The organism is Pseudomonas sp. R19M (genome assembly GCF_050312585.1).
In the GTDB taxonomy this organism is placed as follows: domain Bacteria; phylum Pseudomonadota; class Gammaproteobacteria; order Pseudomonadales; family Pseudomonadaceae; genus Aquipseudomonas; species Aquipseudomonas palleroniana.
This window is the reverse complement of sequence record NZ_JBNPJV010000097.1, coordinates 1-26,054: the sequence shown is the minus strand read 5'-3', so window position 1 is coordinate 26,054 and position 26,054 is coordinate 1. Positions and strand designations below refer to the sequence as shown.

The following is a 26,054-nucleotide window of genomic DNA, read 5'->3' as shown; positions in this document are numbered from 1 at the left end:
TTCCCGGTTCGTTTTATAGGGACGACGTGCCTTTGTGCTTCCCGCCTATTGCTCCGGACCCCAAGAAATGAATGCTGAAGACTCCTTGAAACTTGCTCGCCGGTTTATCGGACTGCCCCTGGAAAAACGCCAATTGTTCCTGCAGGCCCTGCAGAAAGAAGGCGTGGATTTTTCCCGGTTTCCGATTCCGGCAGGAGTGGAAGTGGAGGATCGCCAGGCGTTGTCCTACGCCCAGCAGCGCATGTGGTTTCTCTGGCAATTGGACCCGGCAAGCGGTGCCTACAACCTGCCCGGTGCCGTGCGGCTCAAGGGTGCGCTGAATGTGCCGGCGATGGAGCAAGCCTTCGCCAGCCTGGTGGCGCGCCATGAAACCTTGCGCACGGTGTTCCAGCGCCAGGCGGATGATCGCCTGGCGCAAGTCGCCAAAGTGCCGTCGCTGGTCATCGAACAGGTGGATCTCAGCACATTGCCGGCTGATGCGCGCGAGCCGGCCGTCAACGACGCGGCAACCCGGCAATCGCTGCTGGCGTTCGACCTGGAGGACGGCCCGCTGCTGCGCGTGCAACTGCTCAAGCTTGATGAGCAGGAGCATGTCCTGCTGCTGACCCTGCATCACATCGTCTCCGACGGTTGGTCGATGAACGTGCTGATCGACGAATTTATCCGCTGCTACGACGCCCATGAGCGCAATGAGCAGCCCCGGCTGCCGGCGTTGCCGATTCAATACAGCGACTATGCGCTGTGGCAGCGCCGGTGGCTGGAAGCGGGGGAGCAGGCGCGTCAGTTGGAATACTGGCAGGCGCGTCTGGGCGATGAGCATCCGGTGCTGGAGTTGCCGACCGACCGCCCACGCCCGGCGATGCCCAGCTATCAGGGCACCCGCCATAATTTCGCGATTGACCCGGCACTGGCCGCGCAACTGCGCAGTTGCGCGCAAACCCATAACGTCACCCTGTTCATGCTGCTGCTCGGCGCGTTCAACGTGCTGCTGCATCGCTACACCGGGCAGAGCGATATTCGCGTCGGCGTGCCGATTGCCAATCGCAACCGCACCGAAGTCGAAGGGCTGATCGGTTTCTTCGTCAACACCCAGGTGCTGCGTACCGAACTCACCGGGCAAACCCGTGTTGCCGAGTTGCTGCAAGGCATCAAGGAGCACGCCCTGGAGGCCCAGGCCCATCAGGAATTGCCGTTCGAGCGCCTGGTGGAAGCGCTGAAAGTCGAGCGCAGCCTCAGTCATACGCCGCTGTTCCAAGTCATGTACAACCACCAGCCGCTGGTCGCAGATATCGCCGCCGTCAGCACTGCGTCGGGCCTGGAACTGGCGCTGGTGGAGTGGCAAGGGCGTACCACCCAGTTTGACCTGACCCTCGACACCTTTGAAAAGTCCGGCACCCTGCATGCCGCACTGACCTACGCCAACGACCTGTTCGACGCGCCGTCCATCGAGCGCATGGCGCGCCACTGGATCAGCCTGCTGCAGGCCATGGTTGCCGATGGCGAGCAACGCATCGGCGAGCTGCCGATGCTGGCCGCCGACGAGCAGCATGTGCTGGTGAACGCATGGAACCAGACCGCCGAGACCTACCCGACCGAACGCGGCATCCATCAGTTGATCGAGGACCAGGTGCAGCGCACGCCGCACGCACCGGCGTTGCAGTTTGGTACCAGCACTTTGAGCTACGCCGAGCTGGATGCCCGTGCCAACCCGTTGGCCCATGCCTTGCGCGAACAGGGCGTCGGCCCGGACGTGCTGGTCGGCATCTGCGTCGAACGTTCCATCGAAATGGTGGTGGGGTTGCTGGCGATCCTCAAGGCCGGGGGCGCCTACGTGCCGCTGGACCCTGAATACCCGCAGGACCGCCTGGCCTACATGATCGAAGACAGTGGCATCGCGCTGCTGCTCAGCCAGCAACACCTGCTGCCGATGTTGCCCGCCGCCGGTGTCCCGGTGATTGCCCTGGACCAGGCCGAAGGCTGGCTCGACGGCTACAGCCGCGAATCGCTGGCCGTGGATCTCCAGGCGTTGAACCTGGCCTACGTGATCTACACCTCCGGTTCCACCGGCAAACCCAAGGGCGCCGGCAACAGCCATCGTGCGCTGGTCAATCGCTTGTGCTGGATGCAGCACGCCTATGGCCTGGATGAGGGCGACGCGGTCCTGCAGAAAACCCCGTTCAGCTTCGACGTCTCGGTGTGGGAGTTCTTCTGGCCGCTGATGACCGGCGCTCGCCTGGTGGTCGCAGCGCCGGGTGAGCACCGTGAGCCGGCGCGGCTGATCGAAACCATCGGCCGGTACGCCATCACCACCTTGCACTTCGTGCCCTCGATGCTCCAGGCGTTCATCCATGAGCCGGGCGTGCACGCCTGCACGGGCCTCAAGCGCATTGTGTGCAGCGGTGAAGCCTTGCCCCTGGACGCGCAATCGCAAGTGTTCGCCAAGTTGTCGGGGGTGGGGTTGTACAACCTCTATGGTCCGACCGAAGCGGCCATCGATGTGACCCATTGGACCTGCGTCGACGAAGGCGCCGACAGCGTGCCGATCGGCCGTCCGATCGCCAACCTGGCCACTTACGTGCTCGATGCCCAGCTCAACCCGGTGCCCGCCGGCGTCGCGGGTGAGCTGTACCTGGGCGGCACCGGCCTGGCGCGCAGTTACCATCGGCGCCCGGCGCTGACGGCCGAGCGCTTTGTGCCGAGCCCGTTCCTGCGCGGCGAGCGCTTGTATCGAACTGGCGACCGTGTGTGCCAGCGTGCCGACGGCGTGATCGAATACCTCGGCCGCCTCGATCATCAGGTGAAACTGCGCGGTTTGCGCATTGAGCTGGGCGAAATCGAGGCCCGCCTGCTGCAGCACCCCACAGTCCGCGAAGCCGTGGTGCTGGTGCAGGGCGGCAAGCAGTTGGTCGGCTACCTGGTGCTGGAAAGCGCCGAACCCGCCGACCTCAAGGCGTGGCTGCTCGGCAGCCTGCCGGAATACATGGTGCCGACGCACCTGATGGTGCTGGCCAAACTGCCGGTGACCGCCAACGGCAAGCTGGATCGCAAAGCCTTGCCGCTGCCGGACGCCGCGCCGCAACAGGCATTTATCGCCCCGGAAAGCACGCTGCAAAAAGCCCTGGCGGCGATCTGGAGTGACGTGCTGGGCCTGGAACAGGTCGGCCTGGACGACAACTTCTTCGAACTGGGCGGCGATTCGATCATTTCCATCCAGGTGGTCAGCCGTGCACGCCAGGCAGGCATTCGCCTCAGCCCGCGGGACTTGTTCCAGTATCAGAGCGTGTGCAGCCTGGCCTTGGTGGCAAGCTTTGAGCAAGCCAGCGTGATCGACCAGGGGCCGGTCACGGGCGAGGTGGTCCTGACGCCGGTGCAGCAGAGCTTTTTCGAGCAGGCGATCCCGGCGCGCCACCACTGGAACCAGTCGTTGCTGCTGACCCCGCGTGAACGGCTGGAGCCTGGGCGCCTGGAGGCGGCGCTGACGCAGGTGATCAACCATCACGACGCGCTGCGCCTGCGTTTTGTGCAGCATGCCGATGGCTGGCGGCAAGCCTACGCCGCGCCGGTCAGCGAGGCTGCGTTGTGGCAGTCCCAAGCCGACGACGACACTCAACTGGCCGCCTTGTGCGATGAAGCCCAGCGCAGTCTCGACCTGGGCCAGGGGCCGCTGTTGCGCGCCGCCCTGGTCAACCTGGGCGATGGCAGCCAGCGTCTGCTGCTGGTGGTGCATCACCTGGTGGTGGATGGCGTGTCGTGGCGCATTCTGCTGGAAGATCTGCAACAGGCTTACCGCGCAGCACCGCTGCCGGCCAAGACCAGTGCTTTCCAGCAGTGGGCTCGGCAGTCGCAGGCTCATGCCCAACGCCTCAATGCGCAACTGCCGTACTGGCAGGCGCAGGCCGTCGACGCCGAACTGCCCTGCGACAACCCCCACGGTGGTCTGCAAAATCGCCTGGGCAGCAAGATTGAAATCCGCCTGGATGCCGAACATACCCGCCAACTGCTGCAAGAGGCGCCTGCGGCGTATCGCACCCAGGTCAATGACCTGCTGCTGACCGCACTGGCCCGCGTGGTCGGGCGTTGGAGCGGCCAGCCCGCTGCGTTGATCCAGCTGGAGGGGCATGGGCGTGAAGACCTGTTCGACGATATCGACCTGACGCGCACCGTGGGTTGGTTCACCAGCCTGTTCCCCGTGCGTTTGCGGGCTGGGGGTGAGCTGGCGAGTGCGATCAAGTCGGTCAAGGAACAGCTGCGCGCCGTACCCGACAAGGGCTTGGGCTACGGCCTGCTGCGCTACCTGGGCGCCCCTGAGGTGCGCGAGGCCCTGGCCGGCGCCGCTGCGCCGCGTATCACCTTCAACTATCTGGGGCAGTTCGATCGCCAGTTCGATGACTCGACGCTGTGGGTGCCGGCCAGCCAGACCAGCGGCCAGGCGCAGGACCCCGAAGCGCCGCTGGCCAACTGGCTGACGGTGGAAGGGCAGGTGTATGGCGGCGAGCTGGCGTTGCAATGGGGCTTCAGCCGCGACATGTTCCAGGCCTCGACCATCCAGCACCTGGCGGACGAGTACGCCACTGAACTCAAGGGCTTGATCGAACACTGCTGCGCCACGCCGGCAGGGCAGGTCACGCCGTCGGACTTCCCGTTGGCACGCCTGACCCAGGCGCAACTGGACGCGCTGCCGGTCGCCGGGCCGGCCATCGCCGATCTGTATCCGCTGTCGCCCATGCAGCAGGGCATGCTATTCCACACCTTGTACGCGCCCGAGGGGCAGGCTTACATCAACCAACTGCGCCTGGACATCGAAGGTCTGGATCTGCTCAGGTTCGGCCGCGCCTGGCAGGCAGTGCTGGACCGTCACGACATCCTGCGCAGCAGCTTCCATTGGCAGGGCCTGGACAGCGCTCACCAGGTGATTCAGCGTCAGGTCGACCTGCAATTACAGGTGATTGAAGACGTAAACGCCGACTGTGACGCGCTGGCCGTGGCTGAGCGCGAGCGCGGCTTCGAGCTGAGCAGCGCGCCGCTGTTTCGCCTGCTGCTGGTGCGCGGTGCAGGCACGGCCTGGCAGCTGATTTTCACCAGTCACCACATCCTTATGGATGGCTGGAGCAACGCCCAGTTGCTCAGTGAAGTCCTCGCCCATTACGCCGGCCAGGCGCTGCCGGCGCCGTTGGGGCAGTTCCGCGATTACCTGGGCTGGCTGCAGCAGCAAGCGTCGGGCGAAGTGTTCTGGAAAGCCGCCCTGGCGCCGTTGCAAGCGCCAACCTTGTTGGCTGACGCGCTGCGTGCACCGGTCGATGGCGTGGGCATGGCGGATCATCACGTGGCCCTTGGCAGTGAGTTCACCCAACGTCTCGGGGCCTATGCCCGTCAACACAAAGTTACCCTCAACACGCTGTTGCAAGGCGCCTGGAGCCTCTTGTTGCAACGCTACACCGGCCAGGTGTGCGTGGCCTTCGGCGCCACCGTGGCCGGGCGTTCAGCACCGTTGCCGGGGATCGAACAGCAACTGGGCCTGTTCATCAACACCTTGCCGATCATCAGCGCGGCTGCACCGGCGCAATCGGTTGCCGACTGGCTCGGCGAGCTGCAAGCCCTGAACCTCAGCCTGCGCGAGCACGAACACGTGCCGCTCTACGACATCCAGGGCTGGGCCGGTCAACCAGGTGCTGCGCTGTTCGACAGCTTGCTGGTGTTTGAAAACTTCCCGGTGGCCGAGGCCTTGAAGCAGGGCGCACCGGCCGGCCTGAGCTTCGGCCCGTTGCACAACCATGAACATACCCATTACCCACTGACGCTGGGTATCGAACTGGGCGCCAGCCTGCGCCTGGAGTTCAGCTACGACTGCGCGCGTTTCAGCGCGCCGCAAGTCGCAGGGTTGAGCGCCAACCTGCAGCACCTGTTGACGCAGATGCTCGACGACGCCCGTGCGCCGCTTGGCACCCTGCAACTGCTGGACGCCAGCGCGCAGCGCGACGTGCTTGCACTCAGCCAGTGCGCCGCCGCTGCCCAGCGGCACACGCGGGTCCATGAGCGCATTGCCGCTCAGGCCCAGGCTACCCCGGATGCCTTGGCGGTGCAGGCCGGTGATGTGCGTTTGAGCTATGCCCAACTCAACGCACGCGCCAACCGCCTCGCCCACCATTTGCTGGAGCAGGGCGCAGGCCCGGGCCGGCGGGTAGGGCTGGCGGCACGGCGCGGCCCGCAATTGATCGTCAGCCTGCTGGCGGTGCTCAAGAGCGGCGCGGCCTATGTACCCCTGGACCCGAACTACCCGGCCGAGCGCCTGGCCTACATGCTGGCTGACAGTCGCCTTGATCTGCTGCTCTGCGAAACCGGGTTGCTCAACGACCTGCCGCTGCCCCCAGGGCTGGCCCGCGTGGCGTTCACCGCCAGCGGCGACGAGTCGGCCGGCTACCCCGCCAGCAACCCGCTCAATCGGGCAGCGGCGGCCGACCTGGCCTACGTGATCTATACCTCCGGCTCCACCGGCCAGCCTAAGGGCGTGGCCATCGACCACGCGGCCCTCGGCCAGTTCTGCGACAGCGCTGAACGCTACAGCCGCCTGACCGCCGAGGATCGTGTACTGCAATTTGCCACGTTCAGTTTCGACGGCTTTGTCGAACAGTGCTACCCGCCACTGTGTGCCGGTGCGGCGCTGATCATGCGTGGCGATGAACTGTGGGATGCCGGGCAACTGGCGCGGGAAATCGTCGAGCAAGGCGTGACCCTGGCCGACTTGCCGGCGGCCTACTGGTACTTGCTGGCCAAGGAATGCGCCGTCGACCGCAAGCCACTGGGTAACCTGCGGCAAGTGCATGTGGGCGGTGAAGCCATGTCGGTGGAAGGCTTGCGTGCCTGGCATGCGGCAGGGTTGGGCGGCGTGCGGCTGGTCAATACCTACGGGCCGACCGAAGCCACCGTGGTGTCCAGCGTGCATGACTGCCAACTGGCCGATGCCAGCGAGGTGTTCGGTGTGCCGATTGGACAGGCGATTGCAGGCCGCTCGCTGTATGTGCTCGACAGCGCTTTTGAGTTGCTGGCCACCGATGGCATCGGCGAGCTGTGCATTGGCGCCGACGCCGGGCTGGCCCAGGGTTACTTCGACCGCCCGGCGCTGACTGCCGAACGTTTCCTGCCGGACCCGTTTTCTGCCGTGCCCGGTGCGCGACTTTATCGCAGTGGCGACCTGGCCCGTTACAACGCGGCAGGCGCCCTGGAGTACGTCGGGCGCATCGACCATCAAGTGAAGATTCGCGGTTTCCGTATCGAAATCGGCGAAATCGAAGCCAGCCTGCAAGCCTTGCCCCAGGTGCGCGAAGCGGCGGTGATCGCCCAGCCGAGCGCCACCGGCGCGCAATTGGTGGCCTACATCGTTGCCGCCCGCGAGCAGACACTGGACACCCAGGCACTGGCGAGCACGCTGCGCCAATCCCTGCCGGACTACATGGTGCCGACCCATTGGCAGGTGCTGGACGCCTTGCCGTTGAACAACAACGGCAAGCTCGACCGTCGCGCCTTGCCACTGCCGGACCTGAACCGGATGCAGTACGCCTACGTCGCTCCTCACAGTGCCGTGCAAATCCAACTGGCGGCGATCTGGCAGGCCGTGTTGCAGGTTGAGCAGGTCGGGCTCGATGACCATTTCTTCGAGCGCGGCGGCCATTCGTTGCTGGCCACCCAAGTGATTTCGCGGGTGCGCCAGGCCCTTTCGCTGGAAGTGCCGTTGCGCACGCTGTTCGAGCAGCCGACCCTGCAAGCATTCGCGGTCGCCTGCGCGGGGCTGCAAGCCGACACCGCGCCGCCGCTGGTGGCGGTGAAGCGCGATCAACCGCTGCCGTTGTCCTTTGCCCAGGAACGCCAATGGTTCCTCTGGCAACTGGACCCGACCAGCGCCGCTTATCACGTGCCGAGCGCCTTGCACCTGCACGGCCCGTTGGACATCGCCGCGTTGGAGCTGGCCTTTCAAACACTGGTGCAGCGTCATGAGCCGCTGCGCACCACTTTTGTGGAGCAGGGCGAGCAGACCTGGCAGGTGATTCAACCGCGCCAGACGACTTCGATCGAGCTCGAATACGTCGCCGCTTCCCGCGTCGAGCAGGCCGTAACGCAAGAGATCCAGCGCCCGTTCGACCTGCGCAACGGCCCGCTGATGCGCGTCAAACTGCTGGTGGTGGCGCCCGAGCACCACGTACTGGTGATTACCCAGCATCACATCATCTCCGACGGCTGGTCGATGCAGGTCATGATCGACGAACTGGTGGCGCTCTATCAGGGCCAGGCTCCGCTGCCGGCGTTGCCGCTCCAGTACGCCGACTATGCCCTGTGGCAGCGCGACTGGATGGCGGCCGGGGAAAAACAGCGCCAGCTCGATTACTGGCGTGGGCGCCTGGGCGGTGAACAGGCGGTGCTGGAATTGCCGCTGGACCATCCGCGCCCGGCGCAGCAAAGCCATCGCGGTGCACGCTGCACGATTGAGCTGGACCGCGCCTTGTTGGCCGAACTCAAGGCCCTGGCCCAGCGCCAGGACGTGACCTTGTTCATGTTGCTGCTGGCCTCGTTCCAGACCTTGCTGCATCGCTACAGCGGGCAGTCGCAGATTCGCGTCGGGGTGCCGATCGCCAACCGCAACCGTCTGGAAACCGAGCGGCTGATTGGTTTCTTCGTCAACACCCAAGTGCTGCAAGCCGACCTCAGCGGGCACATGACCTTCGAGCAGTTGCTGGCCCAGGTCAAGCGCCGGGCCCTGGAGGCCCAGGCCCACCAGGACTTGCCCTTCGAACAATTGGTGGAGGCGCTGCAACCGGAGCGCAGCCTGAGCCATAACCCGCTGTTCCAGGTGATGTTCAACCACCAGGACAACCTGCGCCCGGCGCCGCTGCATTTGCCCGGCCTGGACCTGCAGCCGGTGGACTGGGCGGCGCACACCACCCAGTTCGACCTGAACCTGGAAACCGAAGCGTCGGCCGACGGTTTGTGGGCCTCGCTGACCTACGCCACCGACCTGTTCGAGGCGGCGACCGTGGAACGCTTGGCCGAGCACTGGCAAAACCTGCTGCGTGCCGTGGTGCGTGATGGGGCGCTGGCCCTGGATGAGTTGCCGATGCTCAGCACGGCGCAATCGCAGCAACTGATCAGCGACTGGAACCGTAGCGACCGCGCGTACCCACATGAGCGCTGCGTGCATCAGTTGTTCGAAGCCCAAGCGCTGGCCCAGCCGCACGCGGTTGCGCTGCAATTCAATGACCAGGCCCTGAGCTATGGCGAACTCAACCGACGCGCCAATCGCCTGGCCCACCGCTTGATCGCCGCCGGCGTCGGCCCGGATGTGCTGGTCGCCGTGCATGTCGAACGCTCGCTCGACATGATCGTCAGCCTGCTGGCCACGCTCAAGGCCGGTGGCGCCTACGTGCCGCTGGACCCGCAATTCCCGGCGGACCGGCTGGCCTTCATGCTCGAAGACAGCCGCGCCCGGGTGCTGTTGACCCAGCCGCACCTGCTCGGGCAACTAGCGCAGCCGCAAGGTCTGCGGGTGTTGCAGGTGGACGCCGCCGACGGCGCTGAACACAACCCTCAGGTTGAGGTTGTGCCGGAGCACCTGGCTTACGTGATCTACACCTCCGGCTCCACGGGCAAGCCCAAGGGCGTGATGGTGCGGCACCAGGCGTTGTGCAGCTTTACCAGCGGCATGGCCGACACCCTGCACATCGATGCGCAGGCGCGCGTGCTGTCGCTGACCACGTTCTCGTTCGACATCTTCGCCCTGGAGCTGTACGTACCGCTGACGGTCGGCGCCACGCTACTGTTGAGCGACCAGGCAATGGCCCTCGACCCGGAAGCCATTCTCGATCTGGCTCACCAGCAATCGGCCAGTGTGCTGCAAGCCACGCCGTCCACCTGGCGCATGCTGCTCGACAGCCCACGCGCCGAGCTGTTGCGCGGTATCCAATGCCTGTGTGGCGGCGAGGCGCTGCCGACGGACCTGGCCCAGCGCCTGCTCGACCTGCAAGGGCCGGTCTGGAACCTCTATGGTCCGACGGAAACCACCATCTGGTCGGCTGCCCACCGTCTGACGCAGGCGCAGCCCTTTGTCGGGCGGCCGATCGCCAATACCTCGCTGTTCATCCTGAATGCCGGCATGACCCCTTGCCCGTTGGGCGCCCCCGGTGAGTTGCTGATCGGCGGCGTGGGCTTGGCGCGGGGTTATCACGCACGGCCGGCACTCACCGCCGAACGCTTCGTGCCCAACCCCTTCGGCGCCCCTGGCGAGCGCCTGTACCGCACTGGCGACCTGGCGCGTTACCGCGACGACGGCGTAGTGGAGTACATCGGCCGGGTCGACCATCAGGTCAAGGTGCGCGGTTTCCGCATCGAACTGGGCGAGATCGAAGCCTGCCTGCGCGAACATCAGGGTGTGCGTGAAGCCGTGGTGCTGGCCGACAACGAGCGCTTGATCGCTTATCTGGTCAGCGCGGCGCCCGATACGCAGGAGGCGTACAAAGCCGCCTTGCGTGAGCGCCTGCCGGATTACATGGTGCCGGCGCACCTGCTGTTTCTCGACAGCCTGCCGTTGACCCCCAACGGCAAGCTCGACCGCAAGGCGCTGCCCAAGCCGGACGCGAGTTTGGCGCGCCAACGCCATGTGGCGCCGGTCAGCCCAAGGGAGCAACAGGTTGCGGCGATCTGGGCCGAGGTGCTGGACGTGCCGCAGGTCGGCCTCGACGATCACTTCTTCGAATTGGGTGGGCATTCGCTGCTGGCCACGCGGGTGGTGTCGCGCGTGCGGCAGGCACTGGCCCTGGAAGTGGCGCTCAAGACCCTGTTCGAACAACCCTTGCTGGGTGACTTCGTACGTGCCCTGGGCGAGGAGGGCGTCACCGCACCGGCGCTGCTCAAGGCCGACCGCACGCAGCCGCTGCCGCTGTCCTATGCCCAGGAACGCCAATGGTTCCTCTGGCAACTGGACCCGCACAGTGCGGCTTACCACATCCCCAGTGCTTTGCGTCTGCACGGCCCGCTGGACCTGGACGCACTGCAACGCAGCTTCGACAGCTTGCTGGCCCGCCACGAAAGCCTGCGCACCCATTTGCGCCAGGACGCCGGTGGTACGGTGCAGGTCATTGAAGCGACCGGCGTGATCGATATCGCCCTGGCCGACACCGAATACGCCGATCTCAAGGCGCGGGTCGCGGACGAGATCGCACGGCCGTTCGACCTGCTGCGCGGGCCGCTACTGCGGGTTACGTTGTTGCGTCTGGCCGAGGACGATCACGTGCTGGTGCTGGTGCAGCATCACATCGTCTCCGATGGTTGGTCGATGCAACTGATGGTCGAGGAACTGGTGCAGTCGTACGCCGCCTTCAGTCAGGGTGAGCAGCCGCAGCTGCCGGAGCTGCCGATCCAGTACGCCGACTATGCCGTGTGGCAACGCCAATGGATGGAAGCCGGCGAGAAAGCGCGTCAACTGGCCTACTGGCGCGAGCAACTGGGCGGTGAACAGCCGGTACTGGAATTGCCGTTCGACCACCCGCGCCCGGCGCTGCCCAGCCATCGTGGGGCACGCTTGGGTATCGAGCTGGCGCCCGAGTTATTGGCCGGGTTGCGCCAACTGGCGCACAACACCGGGGTGACGTTGCCGATGGTGCTGCTGGCGTCCTACCAGGCGCTGCTGCACCGCTACAGCGGCCAGGAAGATGTGCGCGTCGGGGTGCCCATCGCCAACCGCAACCGCCTCGAAACCGAGGGGTTGATCGGTTTCTTCGTCAACACCCAGGTGCTCAAGGCCGATCTCCATGGGCAGATGAGCGTGGAGCAATTGCTCGCCCAGGTACGCCAACGCTCCCTGCAGGCCCAGGCCCATCAGGACCTGCCGTTCGAACAACTGGTGCAAGCGCTGCAACCGGAGCGCAGCTTCAGCCTGAGCCCGTTGTTCCAGGTGCTGTTCAACCACCGCGTCACTGCGGCGGACAGCCATCTGCAACGTTTGGTCGACCTGCACGTCGAGGTATTGAGCGGGGAGGACGGCGTCGCGCAGTTCGACCTGGCGCTGGACGTGGAAGAAAGCCAGCAGACGCTGCGCGCCTCCCTGAGTTACGCCACCGACCTGTTTGCCCCGGCCACCATCGAACGCATGGCCGGGCATTGGCAGAACCTGTTGCAAGGGATGGTCGCCAACCCTGCGCAACCCCTCAGCCAACTGCCATTGCTGGATGCTGCCGAGCAGCGGCAGATTCTCGACCGTTGGAACTGCACTGATTCCGGCTTCTCGGCCGAGCGCCTGGTGCATCAGCTGTTCGCCGACCGCGCCCGGGAGAACCCCGACGCCGTCGCAGTGAAGTTCGATACGCAAACCCTGAGTTATGGCGAACTCGACCGCCAGGCTAACCGCCTGGCCCATGCGCTGGTCGCCCGTGGCGTGGGGCCGGAAGTGCGTGTGGCCATTGCCATGCCGCGCAGCGCCGAGATCATGGTGGCCTTCCTGGCGGTGCTCAAGGCCGGTGGCGTGTATGTGCCGCTGGATATCGAGTACCCGCGTGATCGCCTGCTGTACATGATGCAGGACAGCCGTGTGCAGCTGCTGCTGAGCCATACCGTGGCATTGCAGCAACTGCCGGTTCCCGATGGCCTGGACACCCTGGCGATCGATCGCACCGAGGACTGGGCCGACTACCGCGATACCGCGCCGCAGGTGAGGCTGGACGGCGACAACCTGGCCTACGTGATCTACACCTCCGGTTCCACCGGCCTGCCCAAGGGCGTGGCGGTGTCCCACGGGCCGTTGGTGGCGCACATCATCGCCACCGGCGAGCGCTATGAAACCGGGCCGACCGATTGCGAATTGCACTTCATGTCCTTCGCCTTCGACGGCTCCCACGAAGGCTGGATGCACCCGCTGATCAACGGCGCCAGCGTGCTGATCCGCGACGACAGCCTGTGGCTGCCGGAATACACCTACGAACAGATGCACCGTCACAAGGTGACCATGGCGGTATTCCCGCCGGTGTACCTGCAACAGCTGGCCGAGCATGCCGAACGTGACGGCAACCCTCCGGCCGTGCGCGTGTATTGCTTCGGCGGTGATGCGGTGGCCCAGGCGAGCTATGACCTGGCCTGGCGCGCACTGCGTCCGACCTACCTGTTCAATGGCTACGGCCCGACGGAAACCGTGGTCACGCCGCTGCTGTGGAAAGCCCGCCAGGGCGATCCGTGCGGGGCGGTGTATGCGCCGATTGGCACGCTGCTGGGCAACCGCAGCGGCTACGTGCTCGATGCGCAGTTGAACCTGCAACCCATCGGCGTGGCGGGTGAGTTGTACCTGGGCGGCGAGGGTGTGGCGCGGGGTTACCTGGAGCGTCCGGCGTTGACCGCCGAGCGTTTTGTGCCGGACCCGTTCGGCCAGCCCGGCAGCCGTGTGTACCGCAGCGGCGACTTGACCCGTGGGCGTCCGGACGGCGTGGTGGATTACCTGGGGCGTGTCGACCATCAAGTGAAGATCCGTGGTTTCCGCATCGAATTGGGTGAAATCGAAGCGCGCCTGCGTGAGCAGGACAGCGTGGGTGAAACCGTGGTGGTGGCCCAGGACGGCCCGACCGGCAAGCAGTTGGTGGCGTACGTCGTACCGGCCGATGCCGGCCTGAGCAATCAGGCCGAGTTCCGTGACGCCTTGCGCCGCGCCCTGAAAGCCCGCCTGCCGGATTACATGGTGCCTGCGCACTTCATGTTCCTGGCCCAGATGCCGCTGACGCCCAACGGCAAGCTCGACCGCAAGGGCCTGCCCGAGCCGGACGCAAGCCTGCTGCAACAGCAGTACGTGGCGCCTGAGAGCGAACTGGAGCAACAGATCGCCGCGATCTGGGCCGAGGTACTGCGCCTGCCGCAGGTGGGCTTGAACGACAACTTCTTCGAAGTCGGCGGCCACTCCTTGCTGGCGATCCAGATCACCTCGAGGGTCCAGGCCGAACTGGGCCTGGAGGTGCCGCTGGTGGAACTGTTCCAGACCGAATCGCTGCGCAGCTACGTGCAGGCTGCAGCCACCTTCCGCGCCGGCAGCGCGGAAGATTTTGATGATCTACGTGACTTTTTGAGCGAACTAGAGGCGATTTGAACCATGCTTTCCAACCCCAATATCGACCTGGTGTCGCGCTTTCTTCGCTTGCCTCTGGAGCAGCGCCAGCAGTTCTACCAGCGCTTGCAAAGCCGTGGCATGAGTTTCGCTCAACTGCCGATTGCCCCCACGCGGCACGATGCCGAAGTGCTGCCGTTGTCTTACGCCCAGGAGCGCCAATGGTTTCTCTGGCAACTGGACCCAGAGAGCGCCACCTACCACATCCCCGGTGCCCTGCGTTTGCAGGGGCGCCTGGACCTGACGGCATTGCAGCGCAGCTTCGACAGCCTGCTGGCCCGCCACGAAAGCCTGCGCACCCAATTGGTCGAGCAGGGCGAGCAGGTGCTGCAAACGGTGCTGCCCGAGGCGCAGGTCGAGATCCATCAGGCGTGCATTGAAGAAGCGCAGTTGCTGGCCTTCGTGGAAGCGGAAGTCGCGCGGCCGTTCGATCTGCACCAGGCGCCGCTGTTGCGGGTGACCCTGTTGCAGCTGGCTGAAGACGAACACGTGCTGGTGATGGTGCAGCATCATATCGTCTCAGATGGGTGGTCGATGCAGGTGATGGTCGAGGAGCTGGTGCAACTCTACGCGGCCTTCAGCCAGGGCACTGAGCGGCAATTGCCGGCGCTGCCGATCCAGTACGCCGACTACGCCCTGTGGCAACGTGGCTGGATGGAGGCGGGGGAGCGCGCGCGCCAATTGGCGTACTGGCAAACTCTGTTGGGCGGCGAACAACCGGTGCTGGAACTGCCCCTGGACCGCCCGCGCCCGGCCCAGCAAAGCCATCGCGGTGCGAGCCTGCAAGTGGACTTGCCCGCAGCGCTGGTCGCGGGTCTCAAACGCCTGGCGCAGCAAGAGGGCGTGACGCCGTTCATGTTGTTGCTGGCGTCGTTCCAGACCTTGCTCTATCGCTACAGCGGGCAGTCTGATATCCGTATCGGCGTGCCGATTGCCAACCGTAACCGCGTCGAGACCGAGCGGCTGATCGGCTTTTTCGTCAATACCCAAGTGCTCAAGGCCGACCTTGACGGGCAGATGACCTTCGCCGAACTGCTGCAACAGACTAAACGCCGCGCCCTCGAAGCCCAGGCCCACCAGGACCTGCCATTCGAGCAACTGGTGGTGGCCTTGCAGCCGGAACGCAGCCTGAGCCATAACCCGTTGTTCCAGGTGATGTTCAACCATCAGACCGACGCCCAGGGCGGTCGCGACGGCCAGCAACTGCCGGGCCTGCGTGTGGTGGAGCTGGACTGGGACAACCACACCACCCACTTCGACCTGAGCCTGGACACTCATGAGTCCGCCGAAGGGTTCTGGGCGGCGCTGACCTATGCCACCGACTTGTTCGACGCCGCGACGATCACACGTCTGGCCGAGCATTGGCAGAACCTGCTGGCGTCGATTGTCAGCACGCCTCACTGCCGTCTCGCGGAACTGGCCATGCTGAGCACCGCGCAAACCCACGCGCTGCTGCACGACTGGAATGCCCCGGCGACGGCCGCCGAACCCGAGGCGGTGCATCATCGGTTCGAGGCCCAGGCCCAGGCTCAACCCGAGCATCCGGCGCTGGTGCTGGATGATCAGGTCATCAGCTATGGCGAATTGAACCGGCAGGCCAACCGTCTCGCGCACTACCTGATCGACCAGGGCGTCGGCCCGGAAGTGTTGGTGGGCGTTGCCGTCGAGCGCTCCTTTGCGATGGTGATCAGCCTGCTGGCGGTGCTCAAGGCCGGCGGGGCCTATGTGCCACTTGATCCGCAGTATCCCCGCGAACGCCTGGTGCACATGCTCGAAGACAGCGCCGCGCAATGGGTGCTCACCCAATCCCACTTGCGCTCGCGCCTGCCGTTGCCGGCGGGGCTGGCGGCATTGGACCTTGACCTTGCCGACAGCGCATTGGCGCAGTACAGCGACGAGAATCCGCAACGGGCTTTTGAACCGCAAAGCCTGGCCTATGTGATCTACACCTCCGGCTCCACCGGCAAACCCAAGGGCGTTGCCATCAACCATGCCGCCTTGAGTGAGTTCGCCGGTATCGCGGCGCATTATTCACGGCTGGTCCCGAGTGACCGGGTGTTGCAGTTCGCGACCCTGAACTTCGATGGTTTCGTCGAGCAGCTGTACCCGGCGCTGACCCTGGGTGCCAGCGTGATTCTGCGCGGGCCGCAGCTGTGGGACGGCGCCGAGTTGTACCGGCAGATCATCGCCCAGGGCATCACCCTGGCCGACTTGCCGACCGCCTACTGGAAGCTGTTCCTGCACGATTGCCTGGCCGCCGGGCCACGCAGCTATGGGGCGTTGCGCCAGATCCATATCGGCGGCGAAGCCATGCCGCTGGATGGGCCGATGTTGTGGCAGCGGGCGGAGCTGGGCCATGTGCGGCTGCTCAACACCTACGGGCCGACCGAAGCCACGGTGGTGTCCAGCGTGCTCGATTGTACCGACCCCGCCAGCGTGGTCGGCGTCACGGCCAGCCCGATTGGCCGTGCACTGCCCGGGCGCGGCTTGTATGTGCTGGACGGCGACCTGAACCTGTTGCCGACCGGGGCCGTGGGCGAGTTGTATATCGCCAGCGCCAGCGGTTTGGCCCGCGCCTATTTGCAGCGCCCGGGCCTGACCGCCGAGCGCTTTGTCGCCGACCCGTTCGGCGCAGTCGGCGAGCGCCTGTATCGCAGCGGCGACCTGGCGCGTTATCGCGCCGATGGTGTGGTCGAGTACGTCGGGCGTGTCGACCACCAAGTGAAAATCCGCGGTTTCCGTATTGAAATGGGAGAGATCGAAGCGTTGCTGCTGGCCCAGGACAGCGTGCGCGAAGCGCTGTTGCTGGCGGCCGACAACCAATTGTTGGCCTACCTGGTGCCGACGCAGCCGTTGTCCGAAGCCGAGCGCGTAGCGGCGGGGGAGCTATTGATGCAGACCCTGCGTGAGCATCTGCCGGACTACATGGTGCCCGCGCACCTGATCTTCCTTGACCGCATGCCCCTCAACCCCAACGGCAAGCTGGACCGCCAGGCGCTGCCCAAGCCGGACGGCAGCCCGCTGCAGCAGGCATGGCTGGCGCCGGTCAGCGCGTTGCAGCAGCAAGTCGCGGCAATCTGGGCGGATATCCTGGGTGTCGAGCGGGTCGGTTTGAACCAGCACTTCTTTGAACTGGGCGGGCATTCGCTGCTGGCAATGCAGGTGGTATCGCGTATTCGCCAGGCGCTGGGCCTGGAAGTGCCGCTCAAGGCGCTCTTCGAACACCCGCGCCTGGACGCTTTCGTGGCCGCGATGCAGGTCCAGGACAACAGCGCGCCAACGGCTCCGGCCTTGTTGCCGGCCGGTCGCGAACAGCCGTTGCCGCTGTCGTACGCCCAGGAACGCCAGTGGTTTCTCTGGCAATTGGAGCCCCACAGCGCGGCCTATCACATCCCCAGCGCACTGCGTTTACACGGGCAGTTGGACCACGCCGCGCTGCAACGCAGCTTTGACACGCTGCTGGCCCGTCACGAAAGCCTGCGTACCTATATCCGCCAGGAGCCTGCGGGCGCGGTGCAGGTGATCGAGCCGTTTGCGAGGTTGCCCATCACCCAGGTGGATATCGATGAAACCCAGCTCAAGGCGCGGGTCGAGGCAGAGATCGCCCAGCCGTTCGATCTGCAACAAGGCCCATTGGTGCGCGTGACCTTGTTGCGCCTGGCGGCGGACGAACATGTGTTGGTGCTGGTGCAGCATCACATCGTCTCCGATGGCTGGTCGATGCAGTTGATGGTCGAGGAACTGGTGCAGTTGTATGCCGCTTACAGCCAGGGCCAGGACTTGCAGTTGCCGGCGTTGCCGATCCAGTACGCCGACTATGCCGTGTGGCAGCGCCAGTGGATGGATGCCGGTGAGAAGCAGCGTCAGTTGGCGTACTGGCGCGACGTGCTCGGCGGTGAGCAAAACGTGCTGGAGTTGCCGTTCGACCACCCGCGCCCGGCCGTGCAAAGCCATCGCGGTGCGCGCCTGGCTATCGAACTGGCGCCGGCGTTGACGGTTGAGCTCAAGGCATTGGCCCAGCAACAAGGCGTCACGCTGTTCATGCTGTTGCTGGCGTCGTTCCAGACCCTGTTGCACCGCTACAGTGGCCAGGAAGAGATTCGCGTCGGCGTACCGATCGCCAACCGCAACCGCAGCGAGACCGAACGCCTGATCGGTTTCTTCGTCAACACCCAGGTGCTCAAGGCCGACCTGCACGGCCAGATGAGTGTCGAGCAGTTGCTGCAACATACCCGCCAGCGGGCGCTGGAGGCCCAGTCGCATCAGGATTTGCCGTTCGAGCAACTGGTCGAAGCCCTGCAGCCGGAGCGCAGCCTTAGCCACAACCCGCTGTTCCAGGTGATGTTCAACCACCAGACCGATGTCGGCCAGGCGCAGGTGCAGCAGCAACTGCCACGCCTGCGGGTTGAAGGCCTGGAGTGGGAAAGCAAGACCGCCCACTTTGATCTGGACCTCGATATCCAGGAGTCTACCGAAGGTATCTGGGCGACCTTGGGGTACGCCCAGGACCTGTTCGAAGCCGCCACCGTGCAACGCATGGCCCGGCATTGGCAGAACCTGTTGCAAGGCATGGTCGCCAACCCTGCACAACCCCTCAGCCAACTGCCGTTGCTGGATGCTGCCGAGCAACAGCAGATTCTCGAACGCTGGAACTGCACCGATTCCGGCTTCTCGGCCGAGCGCCTGGTGCATGAACTGTTCGCCGACCGCGCCCGGGAGAACCCCGACGCCGTCGCAGTGAAGTTTGATACGCAAACCCTGAGTTATGGCGAGCTCGACCGCCAGGCCAACCGCCTGGCCCATGCGCTGATCGCCCGTGGTGTTGGCCCTGAAGTGCGCGTGGCCATCGCCATGCCGCGCAGTGCCGAAATCATGGTGGCCTTCCTGGCGGTGCTCAAGGCCGGTGGCGTATATGTGCCGCTGGATATCGAGTACCCACGCGATCGCCTGCTGTACATGATGCAGGACAGCCGCTCCCAGCTGTTGCTGACCCATTCGGCGGTGCAGCATCGGTTGCCGATTCCCGAGGGTTTGCAAGCCCTGGCAATCGACGAGGTGTCGGTGTGGGCAGATTACAGCGACGGTGCGCCGCAAGTGACGCTATACGGCAACAACCTGGCCTACGTGATCTACACCTCCGGTTCCACCGGCCTGCCCAAGGGCGTGGCGGTGTCCCATGGGCCGTTGGTGGCGCACATCATCGCCACCGGCGAGCGCTATGAAACCGGGCCGACCGATTGCGAATTGCACTTCATGTCCTTCGCCTTCGACGGCTCCCACGAAGGCTGGATGCACCCGCTGATCAACGGCGCCAGCGTGCTGATCCGCGACGACAGCCTGTGGCTGCCGGAATACACCTACGAACAGATGCACCGTCACAAGGTGACCATGGCAGTGTTCCCGCCGGTGTACCTGCAACAGCTGGCCGAACATGCCGAGCGTGACGGCAACCCGCCGGCCGTGCGTGTGTATTGCTTCGGCGGTGATGCGGTGGCCCAGGCGAGCTATGACCTGGCCTGGCGCGCACTGCGCCCGACCTACCTGTTCAATGGCTACGGCCCGACGGAAACCGTGGTCACGCCGCTGCTGTGGAAAGCCCGCAAAGGCGACCCGTGCGGGGCGGTGTATGCGCCGATTGGCACGCTGCTGGGCAACCGCAGCGGCTACGTGCTCGATGCGCAGTTGAACCTGCAACCGATCGGCGTGGCCGGTGAGTTGTACCTGGGCGGCGAGGGTGTGGCGCGGGGTTACCTGGAGCGTCCGGCGCTGACCGCCGAGCGTTTTGTGCCGGACCCGTTCGGCAAGCCCGGCAGCCGCGTGTACCGCAGCGGTGACCTGACCCGAGGGCGCCCGGACGGCGTAGTGGATTACCTGGGGCGTGTCGACCATCAGGTGAAGATCCGTGGTTTCCGCATCGAACTGGGTGAAATCGAAGCGCGCCTGCGCGAGCAGGACAGCGTGGGTGAAACCGTGGTGGTGGCGCAGGACGGCCCGACCGGCAAGCAACTGGTGGCCTATGTGGTGCCCCTGGACCCGACCCTGCTGGACGACGCCGTGGCCCAGTCCAACGGCCGCGAAGCCCTGCGTCGCGCCTTGAAAACCCGCCTGCCGGACTACATGGTGCCCACGCATCTGCTGTTCCTCGAACGCATGCCGCTGACACCTAACGGCAAGCTCGACCGCAAGGGCTTGCCGAAGCCGGATGTGAGCCAGTTGCAGCAGGTATATGTGGCGCCCCAGAGCAAGCTGGAGCAGCAGATCGCCGCGATCTGGGCCGATGTGCTGCGTTTGCCGCAGGTGGGGCTGCACGACAACTTCTTCGAACTGGGCGGTGACTCGATCATTTCGATCCAGGTGGTCAGCCGCGCGCGCCAGACCGGTGTGCGGTTCACGCCCAAGGACCTGTTCCAGCACCAGACCGTGCAGAGCCTGGCTGCCGTGGCCCGTGAAGGCGAGGGCGCGGTGCAGTTGGACCAGTCGGCGCAGACCGGCGCGTTGTTGCTGCTGCCGGTGCAGCAGGCGTTTTTTGCCGATGAGATTCCCCAGCGTCACCACTGGAACCAGTCGGTGGTGCTGCAACCCCACCAGCCATTGCAGGCGTCGCTGCTGGTCGCGGCCTTACAAGCGCTGATCGTGCACCACGATGCCCTGCGCACGGCATTCGTCGAGGGCGCGGCGGGCTGGAACGCGACGTATCGCGAGCCGCAGCTGCATCAGGCGGATCAGCTGTTGTGGCAGACGTCGCTGAACCAGGTCGAGGAGCTCGACGCCCTGGGCGACGAAGCCCAGCGCAGCCTTGATCTGGCGGCCGGCCCCTTGCTGCGTGCGGTGCTGGCGCAATTGCCCGACGGCTCCCAGCGCTTGCTGCTGGTGATCCACCATTTGGTGGTGGACGGCGTGTCCTGGCGCATCCTGCTGGAAGACCTGCAACGCGCCTATCAGCAGCTCGCCCAAGGTGCCCCAGTGGTCTTGCCGGCCAAGACCAGCGCCACCCGCGCCTGGGCCGAACGCCTGCAAACCTATGCGCGCAGCGCGGCGCTGGAGCAGGAACTGAGCTGGTGGCAAACGCAGTTGCAGGGCAGCCCTACCGATTTGCCGGTGGCCGACCCGCACGCCAGCTTGAGCAACCGCCTGGCGCTGAGCGTGAGCACCCAACTGGACGCGAGCGATACCCGTCGTTTGTTGCAAGACGCACCGAGTGCCTACCGAACCCAGATCAACGACCTGCTGCTGACGGCGCTGGCCCGAGTCATCGTGCGCTGGACGGGTGAGGCGTCGATGTTGATCCGCCTGGAGGGCCATGGGCGCGAAGACCTGTTCGACGAGATCGACCTGACCCGTACGGTCGGTTGGTTCACCAGCCTCTACCCGCTGCAACTGGTGCCGGCGGACTCCCTGGCCGCGTCCCTCAAACAGATCAAGGAGCAACTGCGTGCGGTGCCCGACAAGGGCCTGGGGTTCGGCGCGCTGCGCTACCTGGGCAATCCCGAGGCACAACAGGCGCTGGCCGCCTTGCCGCGCCCACGCATTACCTTCAACTACCTGGGGCAGTTCGACGCCAGTTTCGACAGCGGCGAGCAAGAGGGGCTGTTCGCGCCCTCCGGTGACGCCAGCGGTGCCGAGCAAAGCCCCGATGCACCCCTGGGCAACTGGCTGGAGATCAACGGCCAGGTGTACGGCGGCGAGCTGAAGTTGAACTGGAGTTTCAGCCAGGCCATGTTTGACGAAGCCACCGTGCAGCAGTTGGCCGACGATTACGCCGCGCAACTCAAGGCGCTGATTGATCACTGTTGTGAGCCGGCCAGCCAGGGCGTGACGCCATCGGACTTCCCCTTGGCGCGGTTGTCGCAAGCGCAACTGGATGCCTTGCCGCTGAATGTCGGTGAGGTCGAAGACCTGTATCCGCTGTCGCCCATGCAGCAAGGCATGTTGTTCCAGTCGTTGTATGGTGCAGGGTCTGGGGATTACATCAACCAGATGCGTATCGATGTGCAGGGCCTGGACGTCCCGCGTTTTCGCCAGGCGTGGCAGGCGGCGGTCGACCGTCACGAGATCCTGCGCAGTGGTTTCCTCTGGCAGACCGAGCTTGAGCAACCCTTGCAGGTGGTCTACAAACAGGCCCGCCTGCCGTTTACCGAACTCGATTGGCGCGAGCGGGCAGATAGCGCCCAGGCGCTGGATGACAGGGCGCAGGCCGCCAGGACCCAGGGTTTTGTGCTGGAGCAGGCGCCGTTGTTGAGCTTGTCGGTGGTGCGTACCGCAGCGTCGAGTTATCACCTGATCTACACCAACCACCATATGCTGATGGACGGCTGGAGCGGTTCGCAGCTGTTCGGCGAAGTGTTGCAGCAGTACGCCGGTGAAGTGTTGCCGGCGCCGACCGGGCGTTACCGCGACTACATCGCCTGGTTGCAGGCACAGGACAAGGCGGTCAGCGAAGCGTTCTGGAAAGACCAGCTGGCAAACCTGCGCGAGCCGACCCGCCTGGCCCGTGAGGTGCGCGACGCGCAACCTGGGGCCAACGGCGAATACCGCCTGAGCCTGGATGCCGCGCAAACCGAACAGCTGAAAGCCTTCGCCCAGCGCAACAAAGTGACGCTCAATACCTTGGTGCAAGGCGCTTGGCTATTGCTGCTGCAGCATCACACCGGGCAGGCCACGGTCGCCTTCGGTGCCACCGTGGCCGGGCGCCCGGCGGAACTGCGCGGCATCGAGCAGCAAGTCGGCTTGTTCATCAACACCCTGCCGGTGGTGGCGACGCCGGATGCGCAATGGACGGTCAGCCAGTGGCTGCAACAGGTGCAGGCACAGAACGTGCGCTTGCGTGAGCAGGAGCACACGCCGTTGTTCGACATCCAGCGCTGGGCCGGGTTGGGCGGCGAGGCGTTGTTCGACAGCATCCTGGTGTTCGAAAACTACCCGGTGTCCGAGGCGCTGGAGCAGAGCGCGCCGTCGGGGCTGAGCTTTGGTGCGGTACACAGCCTGGAGCAGACCCACTATCCACTGACCGTGCTGCTGGCGATTGGCGATACCTTGGGCCTGGAGTTCAATTACAACCGCCAGTGCTTCAGCGCACCGCACATTCAACGCCTGGCCGAGCACTTCCAGCAATTGCTGCAAGCACTGGCCGGCGATGCCTCGCAGCGCCTTGGTGCATTGCCTTCACTGGCCCGCGACGAGCGCGAGCAGGTGCTGCTGGGGTGGAACGCCACGGCCGAGACTTATCCGCTGGATCAGGCGGTGCATCAATGGATCGAGGCACAGGTGGTGCGTACGCCGCAGGCGCCGGCCGTGGTGTTTGGTGGGCAGTGCCTGAGCTACGCCGAGTTGAATGCGCGGGCCAACCGTCTGGCCCATCGCTTGATCGCAGAGGGTGTCGGGCCGGACGTGCTGGTCGGGCTGGCGCTGGAGCGTTCGCTGGAAATGGTGGTGGGCCTGCTGGCGGTGCTCAAGGCCGGCGGCGCCTACGTACCGCTGGACCCGGAATACCCGCGTGACCGGCTGGCCTACATGCTCGAAGACAGCGGCGTGGCCTTGTTGTTGACCCAGCGTCATCTGCTGGCGCAACTGCCGATCCCCCAGGGCGTCCAACACCTGGTGCTGGAACTGGGGGATGCGTGGCTGGCGGGCCATGCCGAGCACAACCCAGGCATTGCGGTCGATGGCGAAAACCTTGCCTATGTCATCTACACCTCGGGTTCCACCGGTCAACCCAAGGGCGCCGGCAATCGCCACAACGCCCTGACCAACCGGTTGTGCTGGATGCAGCAAGCCTATGGCCTGGATGCCAGTGACAGTGTGCTGCAGAAAACCCCGTTCAGCTTCGACGTGTCGGTGTGGGAGTTCTTCTGGCCGTTGATGACCGGCGCGCGCCTGGTCGTGGCAGCGCCGGGGGATCACCGTGACCCGGCCCGGCTGGTCAAGTTGATCAATGCCGAGACCATCACCACGCTGCACTTCGTGCCGTCGATGTTGCAGGCATTCCTGCAGGATGCGGCGGTTACCTCGTGCCATAGCCTGCAACGCATTGTGTGCAGTGGTGAAGCCTTGCCTGCGGATGCCCAGCAGCAAGTGTTTGCCAAGCTGCCGGATGCAGCGTTGTACAACCTGTATGGCCCCACCGAGGCGGCTATCGACGTGACCCACTGGACCTGTGTGGAGGAGGGTCGCGATGCCGTCCCGATTGGTCGACCGATCGCCAACCTCGCTTGCTACGTGCTGGACGGCAACCTGGAGCCGGCGCCGGTGGGCGTGTTGGGCGAGTTGTACCTGGGCGGCAAGGGCCTGGCGCGGGGTTATCACCGCCGTCCGGGGTTGACCGCCGAGCGCTTTGTGACTGACCCGTTCGGCAGCGGCGAGCGGCTGTATCGCACCGGTGACCTGGCGCGTTATCGCGACGACGGCGTGATCGAATACGCCGGGCGCATCGACCACCAGGTGAAGCTCCGCGGCTTGCGTATCGAGCTGGGAGAAATCGAGGCGCGCCTGCTGGAGCACGCGAGTATTCGTGAAGCGGCGGTGCTGGCGGTGGATGCGGCTTACCTGGTGGGTTATGTGGTGCTGCAACAGCCAGAGGACGACTGGAAGGCCGCAGTCATGGCCCATCTGGGCGCGCAGTTGCCGGACTACATGGTGCCGGCGCAGTGGGTGGTCCTGAGCCAGATGCCGTTGAGTCCCAACGGCAAGCTGGATCGCAAGGCTTTGCCCAAGCCCCAGGCCCAGGGCGCCGAGCGCTATCAGGCGCCCCAGACCGAACTGGAGCAGCAGGTGGCGGCGATCTGGAGCGACGTGCTGGGTGTGGAGCGGGTTGGGCTGAACGACAACTTCTTCGAGCTGGGCGGCCATTCGTTATTGGTGCTGATGCTCAAGGAGCGGATCCGCAAGCTCAGCGAGGTCGATTTGTCCATCAGCCAACTGATGCTCAACCCGACCGTGCGCGGCCAGGTCAACTGCTTGCAGGGCGACACGCGTCGCTCGCTGATCGTCAAGCTCAATAGCCAGACGCAAGGCACACCGCTGTTCATGTTCCACCCAAGCTTCGGCTCGGTGCATTGCTACACCGCGATTGCCCTGGCACTCAGGGAGCAGCGTCCGGTATTCGGGGTGATCTGCCGTGCACTGGCCGAAGCCGGTACGCCGGTGCCGCCGTGGCAGGCGATGGTCGAGGATTACACGGCGCAACTGTTGGCGGCGCAGCCCTTGGGCGCCTTCCGCCTGGCAGGCTGGTCGCTGGGTGGCAATATGGCGATGGAAGTCGCCTATGGCCTGGAGCAGGCCGGGCGCGAGGTTGAGTTTGTCGGCTGGATCGACTCGGCACCGCCGCAGTGGCTCAAGCCGTATTGGGATGCGGTGGTGACGCAGGATGATCGCGAGGTCTCGGCCAACGAGCGACGTGCGGCCTTGCTCGGAGTGATGTTCCCGGCCTTTGCCGAACAGATCCAGGACGCCTGGCAGGCGTGTCAGCGCGAGGCCGAGGACCAGCAGTGGCCGGTGTTCGTCGCCTGGGCCGAACAGACCCTGGGCGAAGCCTTCATCGCGGTCAAGGAGGAGTTGCTGCGTGGCAATGAGGCGCAGATCTCCTGGGAGGTTGACCGGGCCTTGAGCGAACGCATGACGGCATCCGACTTCAAGCCGATCAAGGCCCCCGTGAGTTGCTGGTGGGCGTCCATGAGCCGGGCAGGGCGCTTCAAGGACCTGATCGAGCAGAACATGGCGACGGTGATCGGCCAGGGGCGCATCGAGCGTTCGGTGATGATCGATACCGACCATGACGGCATCATCGACAGCGCCGCGTTCATCAGCAGCCTGGTGGCCGCCATGTAGCGAGCGGGGTAAGCCCAAATGCCAGTCAGTTAAGGCTTAACGCGGTTACTGTGGGAGGGGGCTTGCTCCCGATGGCGGTATGTCAGTCACGGTTCTGAGCCTGACACAC

General features: G+C 65.1%; 2 protein-coding genes. Both read left to right on the top strand.

Annotated features, from left to right (window positions below; genetic code table 11):
• The first annotated feature begins 67 nt into the window (after positions 1-67).
• Positions 68-14,104, top strand: coding sequence for a non-ribosomal peptide synthase/polyketide synthase (locus ACQRBT_RS24940; protein WP_412047637.1), 14,037 nt, complete (start codon positions 68-70; stop codon positions 14,102-14,104).
• A gap of 3 nt (positions 14,105-14,107) precedes the next feature.
• Positions 14,108-25,945 carry a non-ribosomal peptide synthase/polyketide synthase gene (locus ACQRBT_RS24935; protein WP_412047638.1) on the top strand — a complete coding sequence of 3,946 codons (11,838 nt, stop codon included), beginning with the start codon at positions 14,108-14,110 and terminating at the stop codon, positions 25,943-25,945.
• Positions 25,946-26,054: the final 109 nt, after the last annotated feature.

Coding starts and splice junctions, on each gene's coding strand:
- ACQRBT_RS24940 (WP_412047637.1), top strand. CDS start 68: ATGAATGCTGAAGACTCCTTGAAACTTGCTCGCCGGTTTATCGGACTG.
- ACQRBT_RS24935 (WP_412047638.1), top strand. CDS start 14,108: ATGCTTTCCAACCCCAATATCGACCTGGTGTCGCGCTTTCTTCGCTTG.